This window comes from Treponema peruense (assembly GCF_016117655.1).
GTDB lineage: Bacteria > Spirochaetota > Spirochaetia > Treponematales > Treponemataceae > Treponema_D > Treponema_D peruense.
This window is the reverse complement of the sequence record NZ_CP064936.1, coordinates 726,431-751,146: the sequence shown is the minus strand read 5'-3', so window position 1 is coordinate 751,146 and position 24,716 is coordinate 726,431. Positions and strand designations below refer to the sequence as shown.

Annotated in this window: 14 protein-coding genes; 3 read left to right on the top strand and 11 right to left on the bottom strand. The window is 37.3% G+C overall.

Annotated elements, in window-relative coordinates:
• Window positions 1-2 precede the first annotated feature (2 nt).
• The 6 genes from IWA51_RS03555 to IWA51_RS03530 form a co-directional block, all read right to left on the bottom strand.
• The gene (locus tag IWA51_RS03555; protein WP_198443244.1) at window positions 3-5,840 is read right to left on the bottom strand and encodes a hypothetical protein; all 5,838 of its coding nucleotides are present in this window, start codon (window positions 5,838-5,840) and stop codon (window positions 3-5) included.
• A 22-nt stretch (window positions 5,841-5,862) separates the two neighbouring features.
• Window positions 5,863-11,754, bottom strand: a complete 5,892-nt coding sequence (locus IWA51_RS03550) for a hypothetical protein (RefSeq protein WP_198443243.1) — start codon at window positions 11,752-11,754, stop codon at window positions 5,863-5,865.
• A 270-nt stretch (window positions 11,755-12,024) separates the two neighbouring features.
• Window positions 12,025-13,821, bottom strand: a complete 1,797-nt coding sequence (locus IWA51_RS03545; RefSeq protein ID WP_198443242.1) for a TraB/TrbI/VirB10 family type IV secretion system protein — start codon at window positions 13,819-13,821, stop codon at window positions 12,025-12,027.
• Window positions 13,811-14,449: a hypothetical protein gene (locus IWA51_RS03540; RefSeq protein WP_198443241.1), complete on the bottom strand. Its 639-nt coding sequence runs from the start codon at window positions 14,447-14,449 to the stop codon at window positions 13,811-13,813. Before IWA51_RS03540 ends, IWA51_RS03545 begins: the two co-directional genes overlap by 11 nt.
• The gene (locus tag IWA51_RS03535) at window positions 14,449-15,660 is read right to left on the bottom strand and encodes a TrbG/VirB9 family P-type conjugative transfer protein (RefSeq protein ID WP_198443240.1); all 1,212 of its coding nucleotides are present in this window, start codon (window positions 15,658-15,660) and stop codon (window positions 14,449-14,451) included. Before IWA51_RS03535 ends, IWA51_RS03540 begins: the two co-directional genes overlap by 1 nt.
• 17 nt (window positions 15,661-15,677) lie before the next feature.
• The gene (locus IWA51_RS03530) at window positions 15,678-16,424 is read right to left on the bottom strand and encodes a VirB8/TrbF family protein (RefSeq protein ID WP_198443239.1); all 747 of its coding nucleotides are present in this window, start codon (window positions 16,422-16,424) and stop codon (window positions 15,678-15,680) included.
• 282 nt (window positions 16,425-16,706) lie between these two features.
• Here IWA51_RS03530 and IWA51_RS03525 point away from each other — a divergent pair, with 282 nt between their 5' ends.
• Entirely contained in the window at window positions 16,707-16,979 is a 273-nt protein-coding gene (locus tag IWA51_RS03525; protein ID WP_198443238.1) for a type II toxin-antitoxin system RelB/DinJ family antitoxin, read from the top strand.
• Window positions 16,980-18,401, top strand: coding sequence for a HipA domain-containing protein (locus IWA51_RS03520; protein WP_198443236.1), 1,422 nt, complete (start codon window positions 16,980-16,982; stop codon window positions 18,399-18,401).
• A gap of 5 nt (window positions 18,402-18,406) precedes the next feature.
• On the opposite strand, the gene IWA51_RS03515 is transcribed toward IWA51_RS03520, so the two are convergent.
• Both IWA51_RS03515 and IWA51_RS03510 read right to left on the bottom strand, forming a co-directional pair.
• On the bottom strand, window positions 18,407-19,735 hold the full coding sequence (locus tag IWA51_RS03515) for a type II toxin-antitoxin system HipA family toxin (protein WP_198443234.1): 1,329 nt from the start codon (window positions 19,733-19,735) through the stop codon (window positions 18,407-18,409).
• Between the two features lie 2 nt (window positions 19,736-19,737).
• Window positions 19,738-20,127 (bottom strand): helix-turn-helix domain-containing protein, encoded by a 390-nt coding sequence (locus IWA51_RS03510; protein ID WP_198443233.1) that lies wholly within the window; start codon window positions 20,125-20,127, stop codon window positions 19,738-19,740.
• Window positions 20,128-20,276: 149 nt separating this feature from the next.
• On the opposite strand from IWA51_RS03510, the gene IWA51_RS03505 reads away from it, so the two are divergent.
• Window positions 20,277-20,978, top strand: a complete 702-nt coding sequence (locus IWA51_RS03505; RefSeq protein ID WP_198443232.1) for a hypothetical protein — start codon at window positions 20,277-20,279, stop codon at window positions 20,976-20,978.
• 38 nt (window positions 20,979-21,016) lie between these two features.
• Here IWA51_RS03505 and IWA51_RS03500 read toward each other — a convergent pair whose 3' ends face one another.
• The 3 genes from IWA51_RS03500 to IWA51_RS03490 all read right to left on the bottom strand — a co-directional run bounded on the left by IWA51_RS03500 (window position 21,017) and on the right by IWA51_RS03490 (window position 24,706).
• Window positions 21,017-23,119 carry a TrbL/VirB6 family protein gene (locus IWA51_RS03500; RefSeq protein ID WP_198443231.1) on the bottom strand — a complete coding sequence of 701 codons (2,103 nt, stop codon included), beginning with the start codon at window positions 23,117-23,119 and terminating at the stop codon, window positions 21,017-21,019.
• Window positions 23,120-23,131: 12 nt separating this feature from the next.
• Window positions 23,132-24,082, bottom strand: coding sequence for a TrbJ/VirB5 family protein (locus tag IWA51_RS03495; RefSeq protein WP_198443230.1), 951 nt, complete (start codon window positions 24,080-24,082; stop codon window positions 23,132-23,134).
• Window positions 24,083-24,250: 168 nt separating this feature from the next.
• Window positions 24,251-24,706 (bottom strand): hypothetical protein, encoded by a 456-nt coding sequence (locus IWA51_RS03490; RefSeq protein ID WP_198443229.1) that lies wholly within the window; start codon window positions 24,704-24,706, stop codon window positions 24,251-24,253.
• Window positions 24,707-24,716 lie beyond the last annotated feature (10 nt).

The following is a 24,716-nucleotide window of genomic DNA, read 5'->3' as shown; positions in this document are numbered from 1 at the left end:
TCTCAGGCAATCCACAACTTTTGATTATAACTCAACTTTAAATCAACCCAACCCTTGAACTTATATTCATAATGTAAAAACTTGCTAATTTTTTGCTTTGAAACACCTTCATCCCATTTACTTGAAAATCTTGATTTTCCCGGATGTAAAAAACTATAGGCATTATTTACTACAATTTCTTTAGAAACAAGCCAATAATCAACTCCTTTGTTTTTCAAGTTTCTTATAAAATCGTTTGAGTAATTGTTGTTATTTCTATAAGTAGACCAGTTATCTCCGGTTACTTCCTGCGGCAAATCCTTATAGTAATCCCAGCCATGCCCCAGGTGATAAACAGTAGCATTCGGAATGACATCAGCTTCAGAAGTAAGATACACAAGTCCTTTACTAGGTGGCAAATTATTAGCAGAAATCTTATAGATATTTTCATTATTTTCAATACCTTCAAAAAGATTTTTTGCCTTATCTAATCTGCTTGTTCCAGGCCTTACATAAGAGTTATTATTCATATAAATATCTTTTCTACCACCAGTACTACCAGAATCCGGCACATAATGTTCCGATTTTATATTCAGAATTTTTCCAGCTGCATTCTCGTTCTTTATTTTAAGATAGAACACGGCTTCCTCACCGTCACCAATAACAAGCTTTGTAAGTTTACCCTCAGAATCATACATTGGCTGGGTAAAGGCACCGTTTTGTGTCATGTTTATAAGCTCAATATCATAGCCTTTTTCATAATAAGCTGTGTAATAGAAAGTCTTTGTCTCTGCGTAAACTCCGTGTTCATCAGAAGGAAGCGTTCCGCTTACAGAAAGGTCAAAGCTGCATTCTGTATGAGGTACCAGGGTTACTGTCATTTTACATTTTTCAAAGCCCTCTTCCGTAATGATTTCCTTAGAAACATCACCGACCGTTACCTCTGGAATGGGCGTAGTTGTATGAGGCTTGTTACCTTCATTAGGAATGGAAGCAATAATTTTACTGTCCTTTTTGATGTCAATCGTAAGGTCAGTAGGATAATAAATAATGTTGAACTTCTTTACGTTCTTTGTATCAGGCTCCGTGTTCTGAACGACCGTGAGGTTGTTTCCCTCTAAATCCTGAAGCTTAACTTCAACATCATATTCAACATAAACCTTGACTGTCGGAAGGTTTGCAGCAGAAGCTCCGACCATAGAGGCTGTAATGGTTCCTGCAGCACCGTTAGGATAATCTAAAAGCCCTGTTATACGAAGCTGCCTTTTTGCAGTATCATCTTCAATCGAGAAATAATTTGTAATGTTTCCAGACAATGAAGAAGCGCCTGTGGTCATCTGAGTATACCAGTTAATAGTGGCGTTTTCAGGATTTGTCCTGTAGTTAATAACCTCAGTGTAGCCAGGAATTACGTGAATGCTTCCCACATCCATCGTAACTTCAGTGTTTGCCTTAACGATTACAATACAGCTTGCAGTGTTTCCGTTCGGAAGCTTTGCAATTACGGTTGTCTGCCCAACGTTCTTTGGAGTTACGGTACAGATGGCACCTTTTGCCTTGCTTACTGCAACGATGTTCTGTCCTCCTACCTTTACTGCAGACCATGTAATATTTTTATAATCAGCTTCTGTAGCATTGGTAAGAGTAGCCGTGAGTGAAATAGAACCGTCATCCTTGAACATAGTCTCAAGGTTAGAGTTCAATTCAATTCCAATCTCACCCTTCTCTTCTACGATAAAATAAATGTCTGCATTAGCTCCCGTTGCCTCATGGGTACATGAAAGAACAAATTCTCCGCCATAGTTAAAAGTCACATAGCAGTCTGAGCCGTATGCAGTCTTATCAGGCGTTTCATCCATAAGAGAAATGCCCTTGTCTTTATTCTTCACGCTCCATTTAAGGTTGAACTTTTCTGTCGCTTCAATTCCCTCTCCCGTAATTGTTGCAGAGATTACACGGCTGGTTCCGGCTTCTACGGTAAGAATCGAGTTTCCAAGTGAGATGACCGGAACTGCAGGATCAACTTCAGTAACAGAGACGAGCATTTCGGTTGTAGCAAGAACAGTACCGTCAGATGAAGTCATATTTGCCGTAAGGGATGCCGTTCCGTAGCTTCTTCCGCATACCCAGGCAACGGCATTAGAGCCTTGAATCAGACATACATCTTCATTGGAAGATGAGTAATGAACCTCAAAATCACCGTCTACTGAAGGAATCTGCAAAGGATAGAAATAAAGCTTTTCTGCTGTTATGTTTGCAGATTTCTGGCTGAAAGCAAAAGTATCATAGTTACTTATCATTACAAGAATATCAACCTGTTTTGAAGACTTTGCGTGCTTGATGTGAAGTTTTGTAGTACCAGTCTTACCTGTCGGCATAATAGAACACTGTTCTGCAACCGGAGTAATACCGATTAGGTTATAGTCATCAGCCCACCAGATAAAGTCTTTGCCGTCAGTAACCTCCCCGTTTACAAGCTCTGCAGAAACGGTAGTAAGCGTTGTTTCAGAAGGCTTTATCTTAATTATGTTTGTAGAAGGCTTAATGTAAACACCGTCTTCAATTTTATCCTCGATTACAACAAGAACCGTCTTACTGTAGCTTTCTGAATAGCGTGAGTTATAGACAGTTACATAAGCCATGCCTTTGTTCAATGCCTTAATGTAACAAGAACCTGAAACTGAGTTTACTAAAATCATTGATGAAGAAGAGCCTACAAAGCGGAAGTAGTTACTGTCGCTTGCAGTGTTTCCGCCAATCATCTCTGCAGTAAGTGTTGTACTCATGCCTTTTTGAAGTGTAATGATATTTGCACTTGTTGAGATATAAGGACGTGAAACAATTACAGAAGAATCAAAAACTGTAACAATAAGTTTTAGAGAATAAGGGCAGTCTTTATGAGTAACTTTGATTTCTGCAGTTCCAGGACTGTTTGCGCTTAGCATTGCAGAAGTTCCGTTGTTAGCAATTACGTCACATATTCTTGAATCCAAAGAAGTCCAGTGCCAGGCAGAGTTGTCAACGGTATTTGAATTCATCAAAGTTACGGTTGCTGTAGCATACTCTCCCTGAACAACAGTTATAACATTGTTTGTCGTTGTAAGGTACGGGATTGTAGAATCGTTCGGAGCGTTATTGACGATTACAACAACTTCCTTTTCAAAATCGCTTTCAGAGTGACGCACAAAAATCTTAGTCGTTCCGTTTTTCAAAGGTTTTATGTAGCAGGTATTTGAATAGTTTACATAACTGATCGAAGCGACAGTATTGTCCTCACATTCAAATGAAAAACCTTGAGGAACGGCAGCGTCATCGCTTTCTTCCGTATGGTTAAGGGTTGCGACAAGAGTGACCTCTTCCTGACCTGAATAAAGCTCGAACACATCCTGATTTGTGGTTATATAACAGAAATCCTCGTTTTTATATTCAAACTGGTTTCCGGTTCTCAAGTTGACTGTAAGAATATTCTGTGAAAGCGGATGACTTATTGTAAGCACTGCAGAACCTTCACTTGTCATGGAAGTAACGGTCGCCTGGTTTCCGTTGTAAGTAATTTCATAATTACTGTTTGAAAGAGTCCAATTTAGCTTTGAATATTCTGTTGAAGAAATATTGAATAAGTCTACAGAAAGAGACTTCGACTTATTGATGTCCTCAAAGTAAAGAACGTTTGAGGAAGTAGAAAGATAGCAGTCGGCATCCTGGTTCAAAACTCCTGCTGCGACAACAGTTACTACAAAAGTAACGTCATCACAGCCAGAGACAGAAGCCTTAATGACAGCCTTTCCAGGCTTTAATCCGTTCACAACGGCATCTTTATTCTGGTTTTCCGTTGATAAAGACACACAAGAGCTTCCTTGCGTTATATTCCATGTAATCTGAGGAACTGAAGTAAATCCTGAAGTCTCAAGATGAAGAGTCGTCTGACTGTCTGTATTTATAGTTTCATTGGTTGAGTATGAGTAAATTGTTTTTACCGCATACTGCTCAAAATCACTTTCATTGTCATAGCAGACAACAGTGTATTTGACAGGGTATGTGGCATAAGGATGAGTTACGGTAATTATGCTTCTTGACCCTCCTGAGCCGCTTTGAGGTGCCGTTACCACGGCATGATTAGCGTTGCCGGAAACGGTTGCTACTCCTTCGCTTTGCCATACAATTTCAGACATTTCTCCATCACCAGAAAAAGAAACATCAATCTCAGAAGATTCCCCGTTTTTGATATTCAATACTGGGCTTGAAGTAAGGTTTAAAACTGATTTTTTCTCAACGACAGTATTTTCTTTTGTTACTACAACAGTAATTCTTGTAGAATACATCGCTTTCGGATGAGAAATATCAATATAAGCCATACCTTCTTTAAGAGGCTCAATTACGGCATAAGCTGATGAGTTATTAGCAATTACGCTTCTTGAAGCAAATTTGTGAACAGCGGTTCCGTTTCCGCTTTTCCAATTGATGACCTTTTCACGAGAGCCGTCTGCAGCATCATTTGTAATAGTCCATTTGAGGTTTGAAATTTCATCTGAAGAAGCGTTTTTAAGTGATATATTTATCTGTTGAGGTGAATCGCCTTCTTTCATCCTGATGTAATTCTGGCTTGTAGATATGTAGTAAGTAGCATCGCTTGCCTCGCTGTCAATGTTTCTTACAAGCACGATGATATTTCTTGAAGGAACTCCAGGATAAGAAACCGTAATCTTAACAGTTCCAGTCTTCTTTCCCTTGATATTGATGTTATCGCCTGTATCATCATCTTCCCCATTGTAAATGGAATAATCTATATATTCAGAAGCATTTTCTGAAAAGCTCCAGCTGTAAGAAGCAGGATTTACATGGCCAGCATAGTTTAAAAGACTTAATGAAATGTTCTGATAAATATCATCAGAAACTGTAACAAGAGTCTGGGAGGGCTCAATGTATGCAGTCTCTGCGTTTTCAATTACACGAACTAAAACATCAAGGTCATAAATTGCAGAAGGATGTTTACAGCGGACATAGCACTCCCCTACGCTGTAGGCTGTAAGGCTCACATTCAAACTTCCGGCTCCAGAAACGACCACTGGCTTTGAAGACATTTCGTTTCCAAGAGAATCTACGACAGAATAAGTAAATCCGCTTGCATAATCAGAGACAAGAGGATTCATCAAGTCAATTGCAAAAGAAGCAGTGTTATCCTCACTGAGGTTTATAGTAATGATATTTTCAGTTGTCGTAATATAGCACTGGTTTGTTCCGTCTGATGAGCAGTTTACTAAAACAGAATATCCGTAAGCAGCCTTATTATGCTTAACGGTTACTTTTGCAATTCCGTCATTCATTCCGGTAATCCAGCAATAGTTTCCTTCTGTAGATAAAGATGCTACGGAAGTCTTATCAATGCTCCATGAAAAACCGTTTATGTCTGCAACAGTTCCGCCAAAAAGAGCCGCACTGATTTTTACAGTTTCATTTGGCTTTACGCTCACAAAATCAGATGAGGCATAGACGTAAGGATTAGTTACAGTTACCGCATAGCTGTCTGCAGAGACTGTAATAATGCAGGAAGCAGAATTAGAGCCGCATCGGGCTGTAAGGGTTGTGCTTCCTGGCTTTAATCCCGTAATGACTGCAGAATAGTTGTCTGTCTTTGCAAAGATGACAGAATCATCATAAGACCATGAAATACTTGCTGAATTCTGTTTTTCAGAAGCCTTTACGTTAATTACTTCCATTGCGCCCATGCTCAAGGAAGTCTTGTTTTTATCAAAAGAGAGTGTTATGTTTTCTTCCGGCTCTTCCGTGAAGGACGCAATAAAGCTGCAGCCTGTGAGAGAAAGAAGAAGCAGAAGAAAAATGCCGTTAAAAAATCTTTTCATTTTGTTTTCTCCTTAAAATCAATTATTGTTTGTATGCCTTGTAGTAACTTCCGTCATCTGCACAAGGGCAGTTACGAACCTGAACGTAAACTGGAATATTGAAGGTTGCCTTGTTTGATTGCCCTGCATAATCAACATAAGTGACTACAAGTTTTCCCACATAAGTTGTTTCCTTGATGGTTTCATTACGAACTTCGATGTACTTGTCGCCTTCAATTTTCAGGTTGTACATATTTGCCATTCCATTAGTTATATGTTCCCATGTAGAGCTTCCTGCTGGTAAATAAGAGTAAATTGAGTATTCATGATTATGATGAAGCTGGAACGGATGTGTATTTACGGACGTTCCTGGGGAAGAGCCTGCAACCCTCTGGTATTGCTTAAATGAAAGCCCGTCTTCAATCTGAGAACTTGTTACTTGTTCAAAATTTACACTTACAATATCTACTTCTGAATAAGGTTCAGATGAAGTATTTAGCGAGACATCACCAGAAATATACTCACCGTCACCGAGGAAAATCGTATTAGTTGAAGCGTCATACCTTGAATACTTTGCATACTTTTCGGTATCAGGGTATCTTGTATGGTTTATGAACGGAACCTGTTTTTTAATGCTTACCGTAAAGGTATGTTTTGGATAATAAGATTTTATTGCAAGCGACTGAGTTCCAAACTCCTGACTTGTAACGGAAGTAACTCCTGTAGAAATCAGGTTTTCATTTACGGCTTTAAGTCCGATACGGCAGTTTACCTCTCCGTTTGCAATAAATTTCAAAGTTCCCCTTACAATACCAGTTGAATTGGTTTCTGTAGTAATTGTGTGAGTATCAATTACCCATTGACCTTCTTCTGCGTTGTAAGAAGAATAAGTTCCCTCTTTCATTGAAAGATTCTTTCCCCATGATTTTTTTGCATCGTAATTTGTTACGATGATTTTAGAACATGCCGGACGAAGTTCATAATTAACATAGAGAAGCTCTTCATTATCATGCACCTGTTTTGGTGTCGTAGAAATCATGGATTTATCAAGAGTAAAGAGATAGTTGTAAGAGTTTGTAACTGATATTGAATCAGACTGTCTTGAAGCTGAAGTTGCTGTTAAAACTGCTGTTCCTTCAGTTGGTTTTCCAGTTATTGCAATGGTTCCCACCCCTTCAGGATAACGGTAAGTTTCGTTAGTCTGAGGATTGGTCCACTCTGTAAAATAACCTGCACCTGTCTGGTTCATGTCAAAGAAAGAGCTATCACCTTTGTACCACTGTGTTACCTTGTCGCTTGCAGGAACTGTTTCCCAGTGAACAGGCTTTGTTTCTCCCGGATATAACTGGAATGTCGTAAGGTAATATTTTTCACGATGGTCTATAAGCTTTCCGTCTTTATATTCATAATTAGATTCATCATCATAAACAAAGAAATTAAGTTTTTCTGCTTCCCTTATTTCTACCTCACATTTTGCAGTAGATTTATTTGAAGGGATAGTACAGTAAACAGTAGCATTGCCTGGCTTTTTGGCAAAAATAGTCGCCTTATTACCTTTACTTGTAAATGTAAAGTAATCTTGCTCGGTTTCAGGGTCTGAGTTATTTACAACCTTCCATTCAAGCTCTTCACCAGTATCATTCAACACGGTAGCCTGAATTATCTGAGTATCTTCCCCGATATAAACCGGAAGCTTTGAGAAGTTCAATGTAACCGAAGGCTCTGAGACACCTGTAACAATTACATAAACGGTCATCGGATTTATCGGAAGTCCGTTTTCATCTGCATGAGTAATTGTAATTGTTGTTTTTCCAGAATTTAAAGCACGGATCTGAACGTCTCTTCCGATGGAAGTTGTTGAGTCATTCTCAACAGTTTTTCCAGTAAACTCAATAAAGTTTCCATTGCCGTTATTTATAGTCCATCTAAGTCCTGCAGAGTTTGTGTCAGATGTGTTTCCGTATACAACTGCAGAAAGGTTTCTGACCTCATCTTTATTAAGGGTAATGATTGTAGAAGTTGAATCTGGAGAAAGTCCGATATAAGGTCTTGTCTCATCCTTTTTAGTAACGCTAACCAAAAGCTGAGCTTCAGCCTGTTTTACGCCTCCTTTTGTCTGAAGGGTTGCATAAATAACACAAGATTCAGAAGTAAGACCTTCTCCCACGCTTCCAGGGTGAAGAGTACAAACTGAATTATTTCCCCATGCCGTACAAAGAGAGCCGTTTGAGCTTCTGTAACTTACGTCACAGTCTACACCTGTTGCCGGAACCTCCATGTTTATAAAGAAGTCTGAGCCTGTCGTAAGCTCGATGTGAGACTGTGCAAAGGCAAAATCAGTGTAGTTACTTATGTATAGAACAATATCTTTCTGGTTTGCGGCTTTTGGGTGAGAAAGATGAACGGTTACTGTTCCAGAACTTATTGGCTCAATGATACACTGGTTTGAAGTGTAATTCATGTTTATTTTGTCATAAGAATCAGCCCACCATTTAAAGTCATAAACATCATCGGCATCACCGTTTACGAGAGTTGCGGTGATTGTTTTCGGGTCTCCAGATGGACTCATTTTTATAATGCTTTCCGTAACTGAAATGTAGCAGTTTGTAGTAATCTTTGGCTCACATATTACGAGAATTGAGCGAGAAACAGAGGCTTTTGGGTGGGAGAGAATAACTTGAGTAACGCCTTCCTTAACGGCCTTAATTTGAGCCGAATCGTTACTTGCATAAAGAGTTGCAATTGATGTATCAACGATAGACCACGTAAAGCCTGTCGTATCAGAAGAACTTCCTCCTACAAGCTCTGCGGCAATTGTTGCGGCATCTCCGCCTACAGTACAAGTTACGATGTTATTGCATGTAATATATGGGTCTTGTGATGCTGCAATCGGGTCTACAGTGTTTACTATGATTTCAAGCGGATAAGAACAGTTCTCATAGTTTTCAACAATGATTTTAGCCGTTCCGATTGCCTTTCCGTAAACTACGGCAATGTTACCAGAGCCTACGACAGAAGCAACGCTTTCATTTGTACTTCGCCATGAATAGCCTGTAAGGATATTAGAATCAGCATTCTTAATTTCTACCGTAACGGTTACATTAGACTGCTCGCCTACAGTAACGACATTCTGAGTTGTAGTAAGATACTTAAAACCTTTAAGCTCTTCTTCCGAGTTTGCAACATTTACAAGGATTTCTTTTGTGATTTCACCAGCTAAAGAGTTTGAAACTGTAATAATAGACTGGCCAGGATTCAAAGCCTTGATGTTACAGGTACCAGAAGTCAATCCTTGAATTTCAATATTTTCCTGCCCTTCACTGACACTCCAATAAAACTGACCTTTTGAAGTAGTATTAACAAGGCTGCATCCAATGGTTTTAGACTCACCGTTTAAGATATTTATTACATCACTTTCTGTCGTGATGTATACAATATAGTCATCATTCCATTCATAAAGCTCACCACATTTTGCGTTGATGTTAATTGAGTTTGCTGAGAACTTGTTTGAAACTTTGATAGTTGATTTTCCAGGCTTGTTTGCAGTAAGCCTTACATTGCTTCCAGGGCTTCCGTAAAGGTCGAACACGCTTTCTTCGGCCACGGCATTTAAATCTGTCATAGTCCAGTTTGTATACAAAAGCATGTCTTTTGCAGAAATGTTTACGCCTGAAACAGAAAGCTCCTGAGAGTCTCCTTCATTTTCAAGAACTACAGCGTTCTGGTTTGTAGTAAGGTAGCCAGCGTTTTCATCAAATATATCTGAACTTTCACCAGCTTTCAAAACTGTAACTTCAAAAGCAACAGGAGCAGAACCTCCAACAGAGGCTGTAATGAAAGCTTTTCCTTCAGCTAATCCCTGCACTGTTGCAGAGGTACAATAAGGAGAAGAAGAATCACCGTTTACGGTACACAAAGAAGATTTATCTACGCTCCAGGAAACACGGTCTGAAGAAGAAAGCCCGAACTGTTCTACCGAAATTGTTTTTGTTTCTCCTGCAGCGATTCTTAAATAAGTAGAATCAGCAAAAATACCTTTCATGTCGGCAAGTTCTTTTTCAGTATCAGCCGCAAGAACCAAAATCTTTTTATCAGAAACAGCACCGTCAAGATGGGCCGTTACATAAGTCTGACTTGAACCTGTACCACAGGCTTTTATTTGTGTCGTCTGACCTTTAGAAGGAGTCACAAAAACTTTTGAAGAATCTGCAGTAGACCATTCAATGTTGTTTTCCTCACCTTCTGCCTGGTTTCTCAAAGTTGCAGTAACTTCTTTTGACGCGCCATTTAAAAGGCGGATCAAGCTTTCATCTGTAGTAATGGTTTTAGGATTTACCAAAGCCGATTCAGAATAAACCTTTACCTGGATTTCAGTGTCATAAAGACATCTAGGATGAGTTACTACGATTGTAAGCTCGCCTTTTGAAAGCGGATTTATTACAAGCTGGGCCAGACATGACTCTCCGCTTGTTACGGCACTTCTTGAGTTCAAGTCTTTTACGTCTTTTACGATGCCTGTAACCTGCTGAACTTCTACGATACCGTTGTTTCTTCCGCCTTTGATATACCAGCTGAAGTTTGTAGTATCATCTCCAATATTATCTTCACCATCAATTCCGCCAATAAGACGAACATTTACTGTAGTAGGACTTCTGCCTACCTGAGTCTGAATAAAGTTCTGGTCGGTAGTAATGTACATTGAAGAATCAATTGCAGAGCCTATCTGGTTCTGTAAAATTACAAGGATATTTCTTGAGTATTCTGAAAGCTCATGGCTTACCTTTACCTTGAATATTCCGTTTTTCTTTCCTTTGATTTGAAGTGTATTACCTGTGTGTGAACATTCTGCAAGAGAAAGAGCGCTTTCAGGAACTTCCCAGACAAAACCTTCCGGGTCTGCATAACCGTCATAATTTGCAATGCTTGCAAAAACAGAATAAGGAGCATCGCTTCCCTGCACTACTACAGTAGAAGAAGAGACTTCAATATAAGTGTTTTTTACAATAGTTGAAACACGGACAATTATATTAAGGTCATACTGTGAATTTTCATGGCTTACGACAATATTTGCAATTCCGTTTTTAATCGGAACAATTTCTGCATTGTTTAAGTTGGCACTCATTGAAATAATGCTTTTAGACTGCTCATCGGCATAATTCCATGTAAATCCGTTTTTGTAGGCAGCGTTAATTGGATTTACAAGGTCTACAGTAAGCATTTTTGATGTAGTGTCGTTTTTATTTACAGTCAAAACGTTATAGTCGGTTGTGATATAAGTTTCTGTAAGTTTATCTGTATAGACATAAATTACAAAAGTGTAATCATACTCAGCGTTCGGGTGATGACAGACAAGCTGAGTTGAGCCAGGCTTTATGGCAGTAATAACACAGTTGTTTCTTGAAGAAGCAATGGAAGCAATAGAAGGGTCTTTTATTTCCCATGTAAAATCTTCCATATCAGAAATGCTTCCGCCATATAAAGAAGTGATTACGGTTGTAGTATTGCCTGGCTGAAGCTGTACTACAGAATAGTTTGAATAAATGTAAGGGTTATCTGTATCTTCTGAACCGTTTGAAATTACAGAAATAAGACAGGTAGCAACGATTCCGTTACAGGATGCTTTTATGTAAGTCGTACCGGATTTTTTCCCAGTTATAATTGCGCCAAAATTATCTGTTTTGGCACTAATATATTCACTGTCAAATTCCCAGCGGACATTACATTTTCCCTGGTCAGCTGAAGGAGTAAGATTTACCTTTAAATACTCGCTTTCCTTTACAGTCACGCTAAGAACCGTAGAGCTGAACCTAACGGCTGAAATTTTGGAATCATAATTTTCAGAAGTTGGTTCAATACTCTCTGAAAAAAACGAACAAGAAGTGAGAATAATTAATGCAGTAAAACCTGCAAAAAAACATTTGAAATAATTTTTCATATTACTACCTGCCTACTTATAGTTTTTTTTTACACTATCAATGTAAAAAAAAGAGAACGCATCCAAAGCAGCACAACACTACGCTTGCTATAAGAATGCTTAAATTGAACTTATATACAGATTCATCTGTATAACTTTCTTTCTTAAAACTTTTCTTTAATTTTTCACAAAACTTCATAAACTTTTTCCTCCTGTTATTACGTCTTGCATTTATAAAAGCCTGAGTACAATCATCAAGCTTCCATTCTTTGTTATAATTCCAGTCCTGCATTATCTTTGTTTATGGTATGCTTGAGTTACCGGAATATCTTCACATGGCGGAAGGTTTAAGTTCTGGTTTACAACTATGTTGATTTTCGTTCCAGACTTAATCTTGATTGTCGGCTGCACATTCATAGCACGGTCAATCAGCTTGTCGCCAAGTTCCATAGTTACGTTCTGAGAGTTTGCAAGAAGGTTCTGTACATACTCATTTTGCGTTCCATTCAGCTGCTTAGAAAACTCTGTATTTACGATAGAGAAAACGCTCATTAAACCGATAGCTTTAAGATAAGCAAACGGATGGTCGTTTACCCAGCCTTTAAGACCTGAAGCGCCTTTTGCATCTGTTGCATTCATATTTCCAAGCTGAATCTGATAACCGTCTGGACGGATCAGAGTATGCCAGGCAACCTGCACACGGTTCTGTGAATAAGAGATGCTTGAATTATAGGTTCCGTAAACCACAGAGTTCTGAGGAATAAGAAGATAGCGTCCGTCCTGGGATGAATAAATGTTCTTTGCAATACGGGCCGTAATTTCGCCAGGCAAATCCGTGTTAAGCTCTGAAGTGAGAACTGCTTCAAAGATTGTTCCCTGCCAAAGTGTATTGAGGTTGAGCCATTCACCCTGTCCTACATTGCTTCCCTGCCGTCCGTTATTGAAGAAGCTGTTCTTTCCGTCCTGGTCGTTCTGAACTCTGTAGGCATTGTTCTGACTTGTTGCGTTTCCGTATGCCTGGCTGTAAGCTCCGAGAACGTTGTTCATATACTCTTCTTTTGAAGGAAGGCTGTAGCCACCAGAGTTTCCAGAAGAAGTAGTATTTTTTGCGATTGTCTGCTGGTAATCTGTTGAATAACTTTGCTGGGTTGAAGTAAGACCTTTAATTCCAGAAATACTTTTTCCCTGAAGGCTGTCATTTCTTGTGTCAGGAATTTCAAGTGTAGAACCTCCAGCGCCACCTCCTTTTCCCGTATTGTAATTCACAGTATTAGCATTGTAAGGAAGCTTTTCATCTTTTGGAGGAATTAAAGGAGGGATTTCATCGTTCTTTTTATTTTTAGCTTCTGGAGCAGCACTTACATCCTGATAATGTTCCTGGGACTCTTCAGGAGGTCTTGATGCTAAAGATGCGTAATCTGTAGAAGTATGACGCTCAGCAACAGGCTTCTCGTTTTTCTTAGAATTCTTTTTTTTAGAAGGCATCAGAAAAGTAACAACAAGAGTGAGACCCAGAGTTATAATTATAGAAGAAAGTAAAAACTTTTTGTTGAGAACTTTAGGTTTAGACTTTGGAGCATGGTCTGCTTCACCTGCAGAAATCTTTGACTCAAATTTTAAGTCTTTTGCCTTGTCTTCAGTTTTTCCGCCAGTTTCAATTTCAGTATTTTCTTCTTTTGAAGTCGATGCACTGGAAGCAGTTTCAGAAGAATTTTCTTTATTTTCAGAAGCAGATTCCTCTTCCTTGTTTTCAGAGAAATCTTTCGGGTCAAAGTCGTCTTTCTGTTCTTCAGAAGAAAACTTTTCCCCAGCGTATTTTTCTTCTTTATGAGTCTCATTTGCATTTGCAGCTTCATTCATAAAGTCTGGAAGCTCAATGTCTTCTTCAGTAGTTACTTTTTCTTCATGGGGAACTTCTTTTTTTTTAATTTCAGTGTTTTCTGAAGTTTCTTCTTCTACTTCAGCTTGAGAACCTGCAGAATCATCGTCTAAAAATCCGCTGTACGGATTGTATTCAGAAGCAGAAGAATCTTTTTCAGGCTCAAATTCAGAAGGAAAATCTTCATCGTTATTAAATTTATCGTCCATTTTCATCCTTTAATTTTTTGTAATCTGAAACAAGTTCTTCAGATGTTTCGTGGTTATTTTCTATAAGCCATTGTGAATATTCACGGCTATAAAAATCGAGTTCAGAAATGTCTATTTCACTGCTCTCCAAGTAAGCAAGGTCTGGAGTTTCCGAAAATTTTTCAGAAGCATCTCCAGATGTTTCTATAACTTCCACAGGCGGCTTAATCAAGACCGCCTGTTTTAAGCCGAATTCAGAAATACAAAGATAGAAAGAAAACATGAAAGACATAAAAAGAGCCACAGGAGCCATGAAAAAGCAGTTCGGATATTTTACTTTAAAGGGATTTTTCTTGAACAAAATAAAGCCAATTAAGGCAATCAAAAGCTGAATACCAAAAACATAAGGAAACTTAAAGTGCTTCATGCCCCACCAGTCTGAGACTGCAAAGCTTAGAAAAAGAGGCACGATGATAATCTTAAAAAGTTTTACCTGCTCTTTTTTTTCTGGCAGAGTGTTACGCTCCCATTCCTCTTTTTTCCTTGCATTTTCTTCAGCTGCAAGTCTCATTTTTTCATTAAAAGCTTTTCCTCTCGGAGTTTCGCACCATTCGTCATAGCTTTCGTAGTGTCGGTCAAAAAATCCCATTATTCTCCTCCTGCACTATTTTCTTTAGATTCTGAATCTTTGTTTTCTTTGTATTCTACAATGATGTCAGATGAGTGAAGCGTTGTTTCTTTTGAGACCTTTGAGTTCAAACTTGAGCTGAATCCTTTTTTAGGATTTGCCGGAGGAAGAACCGGGTCTTCATCAAGCTTAATTTTATCTTCTACTTCTTCAACTTTTATAGGCTTAGGTTCCTTGTAATTTTTCTTTTTAATGGTAACTTTTTCCTTACCTACCCTTAATGTTACTTTTTCAATAAGCTCATTCAAGACGATAAGGTTTTTGTTTACTGAATAGTTGATTCTCTCATTCTTGTTGTTGAATACGACAGGGGATGTCATGTGAAGGACAGTTTCATTCATTACAATGTAAGTGTGCTTTCCGTCATCATAAACACGGGTTGGAAGCCAGTAAGGTTTCTTGAAAACAGAGTAGCTCATCTTGTAATCAAAAGAAAGGAAAGCCGGATCTACGGCAGTAGTTTCCTTAGACATTTTGTTTACTTTTTCCATAGCGTCTGTCTTGATTGTAAATGGCATAGTGTTTGGATATTTCCATTTTACCTGAGTCATATAAACGTCTTTATAAGATTTCAAAAGCATGTGATAGACTCTTTTATCTGTAATGATGATGAAAGAAGTTGTAAGACCTGAATAAGCTGGCTTTAAGAAAAAGTGCTGGGTATCAACACCGTTCTGACGGCTCACACCTGCTCCGATTTCCCATACTTTTTCCTCAGACAAAAACGGCATTTCAATAACCTGTTCACCTGGCTCTAGCAGAAGGTCTGTGACACGGTATGGCTGGCAGTAAATTTCATAAGTAAAATCACTGTCAAAGTCATAATACATAGTACCGCCAGTCCACTGACTAGGCACTTGAATGGATTGAGCTGTGCTTTCTTTTGCGGCCTCTTTTCCAGTTTTTGTCGGTCTGTCTGACGCAACAGTAGCCGGATAGTAAACAGGTTTTTCAATATATACAACAGTTTTTGGAATATCAATTTCCTTCAATCTTTCCTGGATAAGATATTCCTGAACCTTGTCATAATTGTTTTTTTCTTCAGCTTCACGATTTTTGAATTCTGAACCTTCTTTTCCAATATCAGTACTCATTGTTTTTTCAAAATCAACACTTTGACAGGCTGTAAAAAGAACTGATATGAATAAAATTCCGACAATTATTTTTTTCATCGTTTATACTCCTCTTTTTAATTTTTTATTACTTCTTTAAGGTCAAAAGAAGTGATGTATACTCCCAAAGGATTCAAATCCTTAGTTTTTTCTGTAACTTCAAAATATCCGATAGTAGCAAGAAGCGAGAACCTTCTTGTCTGAGTAAGATGACCGTTCTGGTATGTGTTTACGTTAAAGTAAATTACATAAGTAGTGTTTGTCTGTTTAAGTGGCTCTTCACAGCTTACTGTCTGAGTCTTAACACCAAGCCAGTCAAAAGGATTGTTTGCACGGATAAATGTATCAAGCTGATTTAAGGCAGCGCCCTGGCAGATATTCTGAGCTTCCTGCAAATACTGGTTTTGTGCATTGTAGTCGATTACCCAGGTAAACATATTTGATACAAGTTTTTTAATCTGTGATGTTTTGTGGATTTCAGGAATGCTTGTCTTTCCCCAGGAAGACTTGTCTACTTTTCCGACATAAGTTGCGTTTCCGTCTGTATCAACGGTAACGATAACAGGGATAGTTTTCGGAAGCCGGACGGCATAAAAGCAGATGAACAAAGAGATGATAAAAGAAGATAAAGAAACCAAAGCTATAATCTGCCACATTCGGGCATTCTTCTGAGAAAGCCCTTGTATCGTATCAGCAGCAGCTACCATATCAATATTGTAGCTTCCGTCATCGTTTACTTTTTTGGCTTGTTTCTTTTTCTTATTAAATTGATTGAACGGAGTTGGTGAGGCATCTCCATCAGAAAAAAAAGTAAGTAATCCCATGTATTTCTCCAAATACCCAATACCAGGACACAGTAAGTCCGTTGAATCTTTTTTTTTATTTTTCAAGGTGTGTGGTCAAGAAAAATAATAAGACTCATATCAATGAGTAAAATCTAAAAAAATACACGAGGAGGGGTTTCGTGTCGGTTTAAGTGTAATATAATCTATTTATATTGTCAAGAAAAATTATAAACAAGAGAATTTAAATTTTAGCTTTACTAACCTTGATTTTATGGCATTTCAAATTTATAATGTAATTCAAACGAGTTACAAGGATGAGTTATGAGTAAAAATCAGGTACAGGTTAGAATTGACGAAAAATTGAAGACAGAGGCAACTGAAATTCTCAACAACCTGGGGCTGGATTTATCTTCAGCAGTCAGGCTTTTTCTTAATCGTGTTGTTATTGAACAGGGCTTGCCTTTTAAAATGTCTTTGCCTTTGTTTTCGGAAACATCTGTTTCTAATGAAATTGACTCAATAAGCAAAAATATGTTTGATCCAGTTTCATATCTTGATGACTACATTTTGACTCATAAAATAGGAGTGAATTAAATGAATTACATTCTCTGTCACAAAGATATAAATGTCCTCAATCTTGAAATTCTGAATGATGAAGTTTATGCAATAAATGAAATTTATAATGATGAGCATGTTCCATTATTTCTTAAATCACAGAAAACTGTTAATAAAGTTTCGGCATTCAGGGAATGGTGGAAAGGCCGCTGCATACCCTCTTCCAGGCAAAACCTTGATAAGTTTCTTTCTGAGATAGCAGGGCTTTCATTAAATTCACTCATAATTAAATCTATGGGATTAAGCCTCTCAGACCAGTATTGGATAAAGCCTGAAAACAGCCATTTGAAATGGAAAGACGTAAATTTTTATACAAATGATTTTTCTCCAGATGTTGGAAATCTTTTTTTCGGTAAAAATAAGAATGTGAAAATCAATTTTATCTCACCTGACAACACATCTGACGGCTGGCTATTAAAAAAATGGATTATTGAAAACGGTAAAAGACTTTTGATAAAAGGAGGCAGCGGCCCTTATGAACAGGAACCGTTCAATGAAGTCCTTGCTTCAGAAATATGCCGGAAATTAAAAATACCTCACATTGATTACGACATCGTGAAAATCGGAAATGATTATTTCTGCTCATGCGGTAATCTGACTGATGAGAATACTGAGCTTGTAAGCGCATGGAATGTCATCAATACACAAAAACAGGAAAAAAAACAGACAGATTTTGAGCATTTATTAAGCTGCTGCAGGACATTAAAAATAGGCAGTGAAGAAAAATTAAAGAATGACATCGCTAAAATGATTCTTCTTGATTTTATCATGGCAAACACAGACAGGCACTACAGTAACTTCTGCTTTCTTCGCAATTCAAATACTCTTGAATGGCTGGGGCTTTCCCCGATATTTGACACGGGAACTTCTATGTTCAATAAAGTTTCAACAGAAGAATTAAAATATCCGCAGTTCACGGATTCTAAAAATATAGAAGCAAAGCCATTTTTTACAAGACAATATAAACAGCTGGAACGCTTTTCAACAATCATAGCATTACAGAATCTTGACTTTGATTCTCTTAATGATATTCCTGAATATTTCACTAAACTTCTTTCAGAAAATAAAAAGATTTCTGACGAGAGAAGAAGAATACTTGCTTCTACCCTTTCCTCAAGAATTGAGCAGTCAAGAAACATTGTATACAGAAAGAATGAAATAGTAAAAGAGTTTTTAAGACTGATTTCATCTGATGAAGAACATGAAAAAGAACTGGATAAAATATCTTATGCACTTACACAAATGACTTCAAAAGATAATAGGCATAAGAGAGTTTTAGACAATTATTTAAAAATCTTAAAACCAAAAGATGAAATTGAAATGGTTCAAAAAGTTATGGGTGATGTAAATCTAACTTATAAAAAGAATAGGACAAAAACAGGAGTTTCTATTTCTGATTAAAAATTTTAATCAGCTCTACCAGGATGTTTCTGTTCTAACGAAGGAAAAATGTTTTTTCCCTTAATTTCAGCAGTTTTTGTTTTTTGAGGAATGATTTTTCTGTCGTTAAAGCAGACATTCATAAGTTCTATTTCACTCGCAGGGATTTCATATTTTCTGGCTAATGAAGTCCAGTTATTCTGAACTGTCTTAAAAATATTTATTGCAATTTTTTTCGATTCTTCAAGACTTAAATTATAGTATTTTGCTGTTTTCATTAACAAATCCAATGATTTTGAATTATCATCTTCTGTAATATTGAGAGACATTTCATTTCTATATTGGTTCGGTGTAATATCAAAAACCGGAGACAGTTCCCACCTGTTATTTTTCAATAAAAATCCGTGATTTCTTAAATGGTCATCTGTATTGGAAACAGCAATGTTAAATGCTATCCTGGACCATAATTCTTTTAAATCTCGATCAGGGAACATACTGTTCTGCTTTATGAACTGAGCAATATCAAGATAACTTGCAGTTTCGCCATCAACTTTTCCAAGTTGTGTCATTGCGGAAGAATAATGAATACGTTTTTCTTTTTCCCTGTCAAAACGTCTTGAAAGAAAACATCCTTTCTTATCGTCAAATTTCATAAACTTAGTTTCAGTAACATTCAGGCCACTTAAAACCGCTAAGTCATTAATAACTTTTTCCCATGCACATTCATGAATTTCATCATTTTTTGCACTGAATTTTGCAAGCCATAAAGAACCATCAGTATCTTTTACTGTAGCTTTTGGTCTTGCCCCTCCAAGCGAAGAGCCTGGAGATACAAGCTGTTCTATCCATTTTCTTGAATAAGGGTCTTTGTTATTTTCAAAATCAAGGGAAAGCTGCTGTAGTTCTCTAAGGGAAGTAAAAGGTGGTGTTGAAAGATAAGATTCATCAGAATAATATTTTTTTGTAATGTCATCCTTAAATCTTATTGCCCCATTTCTTGACTCATCATGAACGCCAAGTAGAAAGTCTATTTCATATAAAGTCTTTATGCTTCTGTTTTGCTCTCTTGCATAGATTGCTTCCCTTCTCTGCATGAGTTTTCTTCCCCAGCGGTCAGGAGAACAGTCTGCAAAAATACCGAATATAGGTTTGGAGTTTGACAAATATTGCCTTCCTCTGTAAGGCAATAAATCAGGGTCAAGAACAATTTCAGAATATTTTTCAAGCCACTGTTCTGAAAATTCAAAGGAATAAATCTGATTCCCCCTTGCAATATTGCAGAACAGAGTTCCGATTACAGGAGAATCTTTTATCCATGCAGCTTCCACGATTATCTTTCTTTCGGTTTCAAACATTCTTACTCTTCATCATTTTTATATTCCTGAAGATACTCCATAATATTAAAGGACTTGTTTTCTTCAGAAGTTTTTTTTACAAAAGTTTTTGAAGTTCTTTTTCTTACTTTCAGATTTAAATCCTGATATGTTCTTCCAAGAACATCATCTTTTGCAATGAGTAGCAGGTCATTCTGCAGGGCCAGGGCTGTCAATACAGATGCGTAACTTCCGATGGAAACAGATGAAGAACCGTTTTCTATCTGCCATAAAGTTGCACGGCTTATTCCGGCTCTTTCTGATACAACTTCTGCAGACAGTTTTCGTCTGAGCCTTGCAAGTTTTATCTGATCGCCCATTTGAGAAAGAATTTTTTGTACCTGTGGCATAATAACCGTTACTCTCTTACTCATAATGTCTATATAATAAAACAAAAATGCTTAAAATGTCAAATATAATAAACAAAAAAAATATATTTTATTTACTATAATACCCCGTCAAGCACTTGACAACAGGAATTTGCTGCTATAAATTTATATTAAGAAGGATAAACTAAAATACTATGGCAAAAAGGCTTAAAGGCTATGCAGACCAAGAATTGTTCAGTCTGATTCAGAGCAAGGCTTCAAGAGATGACGATGCTTTTATTTCAGTGTTAAAACGCTGGCTTGAAAAGTGTCGGACAGATTATGAGCTTAACACTGACTCAGATGCAGACTTTGCCATGATGTTTTTATATGACAAAAAGATTGAAAAGCTTGCCGAAAAAGCAGGCTATGATTTTTTTGGCGTAATGCACAATATCTGGGAAAAGATACAGATGCAAAAAACATTGGATTTGAACAATCATTCTGCAGAAATCAAGCTGCTTGATAACGAGAACAAGGCCTTGAAAAAAGAACTTGAAGAGCTAAAGCAAAAATCCCTTCAGGAACTTGGGCAATCTGAAATTATCAGGAAAAACAGCGAGCTTCAACAAGCCCTTAATGCCGAACGAGCCAAAAACGCAGAACTGGAGCAAAAACTAAAAACCGGAGGAAAAAAGATGAGCGAAGAATTGACTCAGTGGGAATATAAAACTGTTTCATCCCGTCACATTCAAGAGCTTGGAAAAAATGGAGATTGGTCTTTTGACAATCAATTAAATAATCTCGGTAAAGAAGGTTGGGAAGTTACAGGTACTTTATCAAACGAAAATGGTGATGGTAAAATCTTAATGAAACGACCAAAATCAAAGGAACCAGACTACGGTTATTCAAGATAACTAAAAAGGGCTGCACTTCAAATGCAGCCCTTTATTATTTACAAACCTACTTCTGGCCAGTCTTTGTCTTTTTCACGAATATTACGTTTACCTTCTTCTTCCTTTTCTTTTAGATATTGGCTTACAGTTTTGTTACCTGCAAGTTTTCTAAGCTCTTCATTTCTTTCCTGAACATCCTGAAAAGAAGCTTTTTTCCATTTACCATCTTTATCTTGAAATTCCTGACCGATAATAAGTCTTCCGAAAGAAGAATTACCTTGTCCGCCATTACGAACCATACCGCCAGTCAAAGCTCCGAACATCTTGTCCTTGGCAAATTCACCCATGCTTGCCTTCATAGCACTACCATAAGCTCTTTTTCCAGCTTCATTAGCCTGTTTTGCAAGACCGTCTCTTGCTGCCTGTCTTACAGCAAGATCGTTACTGTTAAGGTCAGTCGGATTTACAGAGGCAAACTCACCACTCTTACCCTTCTGTATAATATCATTACGGGCAGCTCTTGCAGCTTTACCTGCACTGAAATCAGCTGCCTCACGGTTTGCATTAATTTCTGCACCTCTTTTTCCAATAGTTTGAGCTGTTTTTGCTGCTTTGTCAAAACCTCTATCTAACATTTGTCCTGCATGGTGCATAGAGTGTAGTCCTCCTCTTATTTCTCGTGCAAGGTCGCCCATTCCAAGAGAAGGGTTTCCTGAAATTACAGCACTTGCAATTCGTCCAGAATTTTTACATAAAAATATACCCAATGCGATTGTAAAAACATAAACAATTACTGTAGAAATTGATGATAAGTCAGTTTTTTTACAGAATTCTGCACCTAGTTCAATATACATAGAAACCGTGAAGAAGCACATCATTGTAGTCACAAGTATTTTTGTAAAATATGCCAAAAACATTTTTAATATATTTGTTGCAAACTGTTTTGTTGCATCAATAAAGAACAAAGGAATTAAAATACAGGAAACCGCAGCTACAATTAAGTATTCAATAACACAAATTACATATTCTAGCATTATGAAAATCATTGCAAGAACCATCGACATCTTGTAAACGAAAGATTTGAATAAACCTGCTAGCCAGCCAATAAATGTTGTTGTATCACTTTCAGAAACATCTTTCATTGATGGATTATTTTCCTCATCAAAATTATCATTGATTGATGCAAGTGAACCTTCAGAAGCTATTGTTGCAATTACAATTGCAGTTTTTATCATTGCGCTTGTCGAAAGTCTTTTTGTTCCTTCAATGAAAGGATTATAGAAAATCTTATTCAGCTGTTCATTTCCCATGTTCATTAAGTCAATAGCTGAAATATACTCTTCTCCTCCTTCATCTACAAGGTAGGTATCAGGCGTACCAGTCAATAATTGAGACATCGCCCTAATTATTGCAAGACTCTGTTTCATCTTTTTCTTTTTCTGTTTATCATTCAGAGCTTTTTTTGCATTACTTTCTCTTTTTGCCTGGTCATTTTTCCAAAACCAAATGCCACTTGCTCCAGAATCTCCAAATTCAAGATTGTGTTTTGTAGCCCATTGTTTTGCTTCATCTGTAGTCATTCCAATATCTTCAAAAGTTTTTAATAAATCTTCAGAAATTATTGTTTTCCCATTTTCATCTTTTGCACCAGTTTTTAATATTTCAACAAATTCTTTGGAACCAGATTCCCAAATTTCTTTTGTATTTTCGGCCATCTTGCTAAAAGATGTCATAACAGCTTCATATCCACCGGAAGCTTCTACTCCCAGTTGTGTAGACAAATTTAGTATTTTAAGAGTTACTGTCGGATAAATTGCCATTATAACAAGTACAACCATTGTTTTATAAACCATATCTACAAAGGCTTTTTTTAATTCCATAGTTCCGCCCCATAATTTAAAGGCGTTGAATATAATCATAAAAAAAGCACCTGCCATTACAAGTTTTTGTGCATAAAACATAAAGTTTACAAGCATAGCAATTGCCTGTAGAAGCATAGCATTAGAAGGAGCGTCAAAACCTCCCCAAGAATTCAAGTTTGCTATGGAAAAAAGATTATTAATAATACCTGCTGCAGATCCAACGGCAGCTGTTTTAGCCGCAGCACCAATTAGTGATATAACTAGAGATATACCAACACTAATTAATATAGATGTAAGCATTTAACAAACCCCTTATTCTTCATCAGCAAAACCTGGAGACACAACTGCTTCAGATGTATTAATTTTTTTCTCATACTCTGCTTGCTGCTTAATAGCCTCTTCTGCTTTCTTGCTGGAAATCCACTGAGTAAAAGCACCAAAGCCCTTTACGATAGTATTCTGCATTTTTCCCATCATTCTTCCTGTCTGAGCAAGGCTTGAAGAAACCAGCTGGGTTGCGGCAAATACAGAGCCGTCCGGCAGTTCTTTAGCTAAAGTTGCAATGGCATTTGCATCATTTTCACATTCTTCCAAAAGCTGTTTCTGTCCTTCCATAGTAGCCCAAAGGTTCTGGTCTTTTACCGCTTCCGAAAGCTGATAATTTGCAAGCTCAAGCGTTGCATAATTGTTAGGAGACATTCCGTATTTTCTTGCTATTGCCCTTTTCTGCTTATAGGAAAGTTTTCCTACATAACCTGATACAGCATCTTCTCCTGCACTCACGGTAACATCCCAGGCGTTCTGGGCAAATCCTGCAAGGTTTTTCCCTGGGTCTCCGGCTCCGCAAAGGTCAGCAACTGAAAACTTCATGTCACCAAATTGAATGGACTCTTTAGTCAAAGAATCCTGCAAGGCATTAACTTTGTTCATGTTTTTGTTTACGGCCTTTGTAATATCCTGGGCCGAGTTTCGCACTCCGGTTATTACCTCAAAAGGATTTTCCGACATACCGTTAAAGTTTTTTCCCAAGTCTTTAAGGTCATCCCAGTTCATTGAGGCCATCTGCTGAGCCGCCTGTTCAATCTGCTTGTAAGTATTCTGGACCTGCTCAATAGTGTTCTGAATCTGCTGGTAATACTGATAAACAGACTCTATAGATTGCATAAGATTTGCAACATCCAAAACAGGATAGCCCTGTGCAAAAAGCGATGAACCTCCGGCACCTATAATAAGTGCAAGAATCAAAGCTCTTATTTTTTTCATAATAGCTCCTCCAATAAATTATGATTTAATTATTACAATCTTTTATACAAGTATATTACATTACTCTTGCAATATTTTCAACTTGTAGTTATAATTACACTTACTTTTATTTTTTTAGAGATACACCTCTATTAATTCGCCTGGCTCCTCCTCCGCCAGGTGTTTTTTTTATTTACCACGGTGAAAATCAATATCTTTATTATTAGACTGGCTCTTACCTTTTTCATTACTTGACTTTTCTTGAAACTGTTGAAATGTAATTTTCTGAAGTTGTTTTCCGAGACATAAATTTTCTTGGCGCAATCTTTCATTTTCCTTTTTTAATAGTTCTATTGATTTTTCTTGTGATTGTGATATATTAAGAGTTGGAGGAACTATGTTCACTCTGGTCGGATTGACCGTTATGCGCTCAATCACTTGCCCGATTTCATCTGATATATAAATCAGTTGACGGGCATTTTTCATTTTATTGACAACATTATTTATATCTCTTTGATGAGTTGAAATAGAAACGTTTTCATCTTCAATAGCAACAACAATGGATTGAACCGCTTTATTTTTACCATTCAGTTCAAATGATTTTGCATAAACATGAGAAGGTTTTTTGTATTCTTTTAAATCCATTTCCCTTCCC

Coding starts and splice junctions, on each gene's coding strand:
- IWA51_RS03520 (WP_198443236.1), top strand. CDS start 16,980: ATGAATTACATTCTCTGTCACAAAGATATAAATGTCCTCAATCTTGAA.
- IWA51_RS03530 (WP_198443239.1), bottom strand. CDS start 16,424: ATGGGATTACTTACTTTTTTTTCTGATGGAGATGCCTCACCAACTCCG.
- IWA51_RS03495 (WP_198443230.1), bottom strand. CDS start 24,082: ATGAAAAAAATAAGAGCTTTGATTCTTGCACTTATTATAGGTGCCGGA.
- IWA51_RS03540 (WP_198443241.1), bottom strand. CDS start 14,449: ATGGGATTTTTTGACCGACACTACGAAAGCTATGACGAATGGTGCGAA.
- IWA51_RS03525 (WP_198443238.1), top strand. CDS start 16,707: ATGAGTAAAAATCAGGTACAGGTTAGAATTGACGAAAAATTGAAGACA.
- IWA51_RS03490 (WP_198443229.1), bottom strand. CDS start 24,706: ATGGATTTAAAAGAATACAAAAAACCTTCTCATGTTTATGCAAAATCA.
- IWA51_RS03500 (WP_198443231.1), bottom strand. CDS start 23,119: ATGCTTACATCTATATTAATTAGTGTTGGTATATCTCTAGTTATATCA.
- IWA51_RS03555 (WP_198443244.1), bottom strand. CDS start 5,840: ATGAAAAGATTTTTTAACGGCATTTTTCTTCTGCTTCTTCTTTCTCTC.
- IWA51_RS03505 (WP_198443232.1), top strand. CDS start 20,277: ATGGCAAAAAGGCTTAAAGGCTATGCAGACCAAGAATTGTTCAGTCTG.
- IWA51_RS03550 (WP_198443243.1), bottom strand. CDS start 11,754: ATGAAAAATTATTTCAAATGTTTTTTTGCAGGTTTTACTGCATTAATT.
- IWA51_RS03535 (WP_198443240.1), bottom strand. CDS start 15,660: ATGAAAAAAATAATTGTCGGAATTTTATTCATATCAGTTCTTTTTACA.
- IWA51_RS03515 (WP_198443234.1), bottom strand. CDS start 19,735: ATGTTTGAAACCGAAAGAAAGATAATCGTGGAAGCTGCATGGATAAAA.
- IWA51_RS03510 (WP_198443233.1), bottom strand. CDS start 20,127: ATGAGTAAGAGAGTAACGGTTATTATGCCACAGGTACAAAAAATTCTT.
- IWA51_RS03545 (WP_198443242.1), bottom strand. CDS start 13,821: ATGGACGATAAATTTAATAACGATGAAGATTTTCCTTCTGAATTTGAG.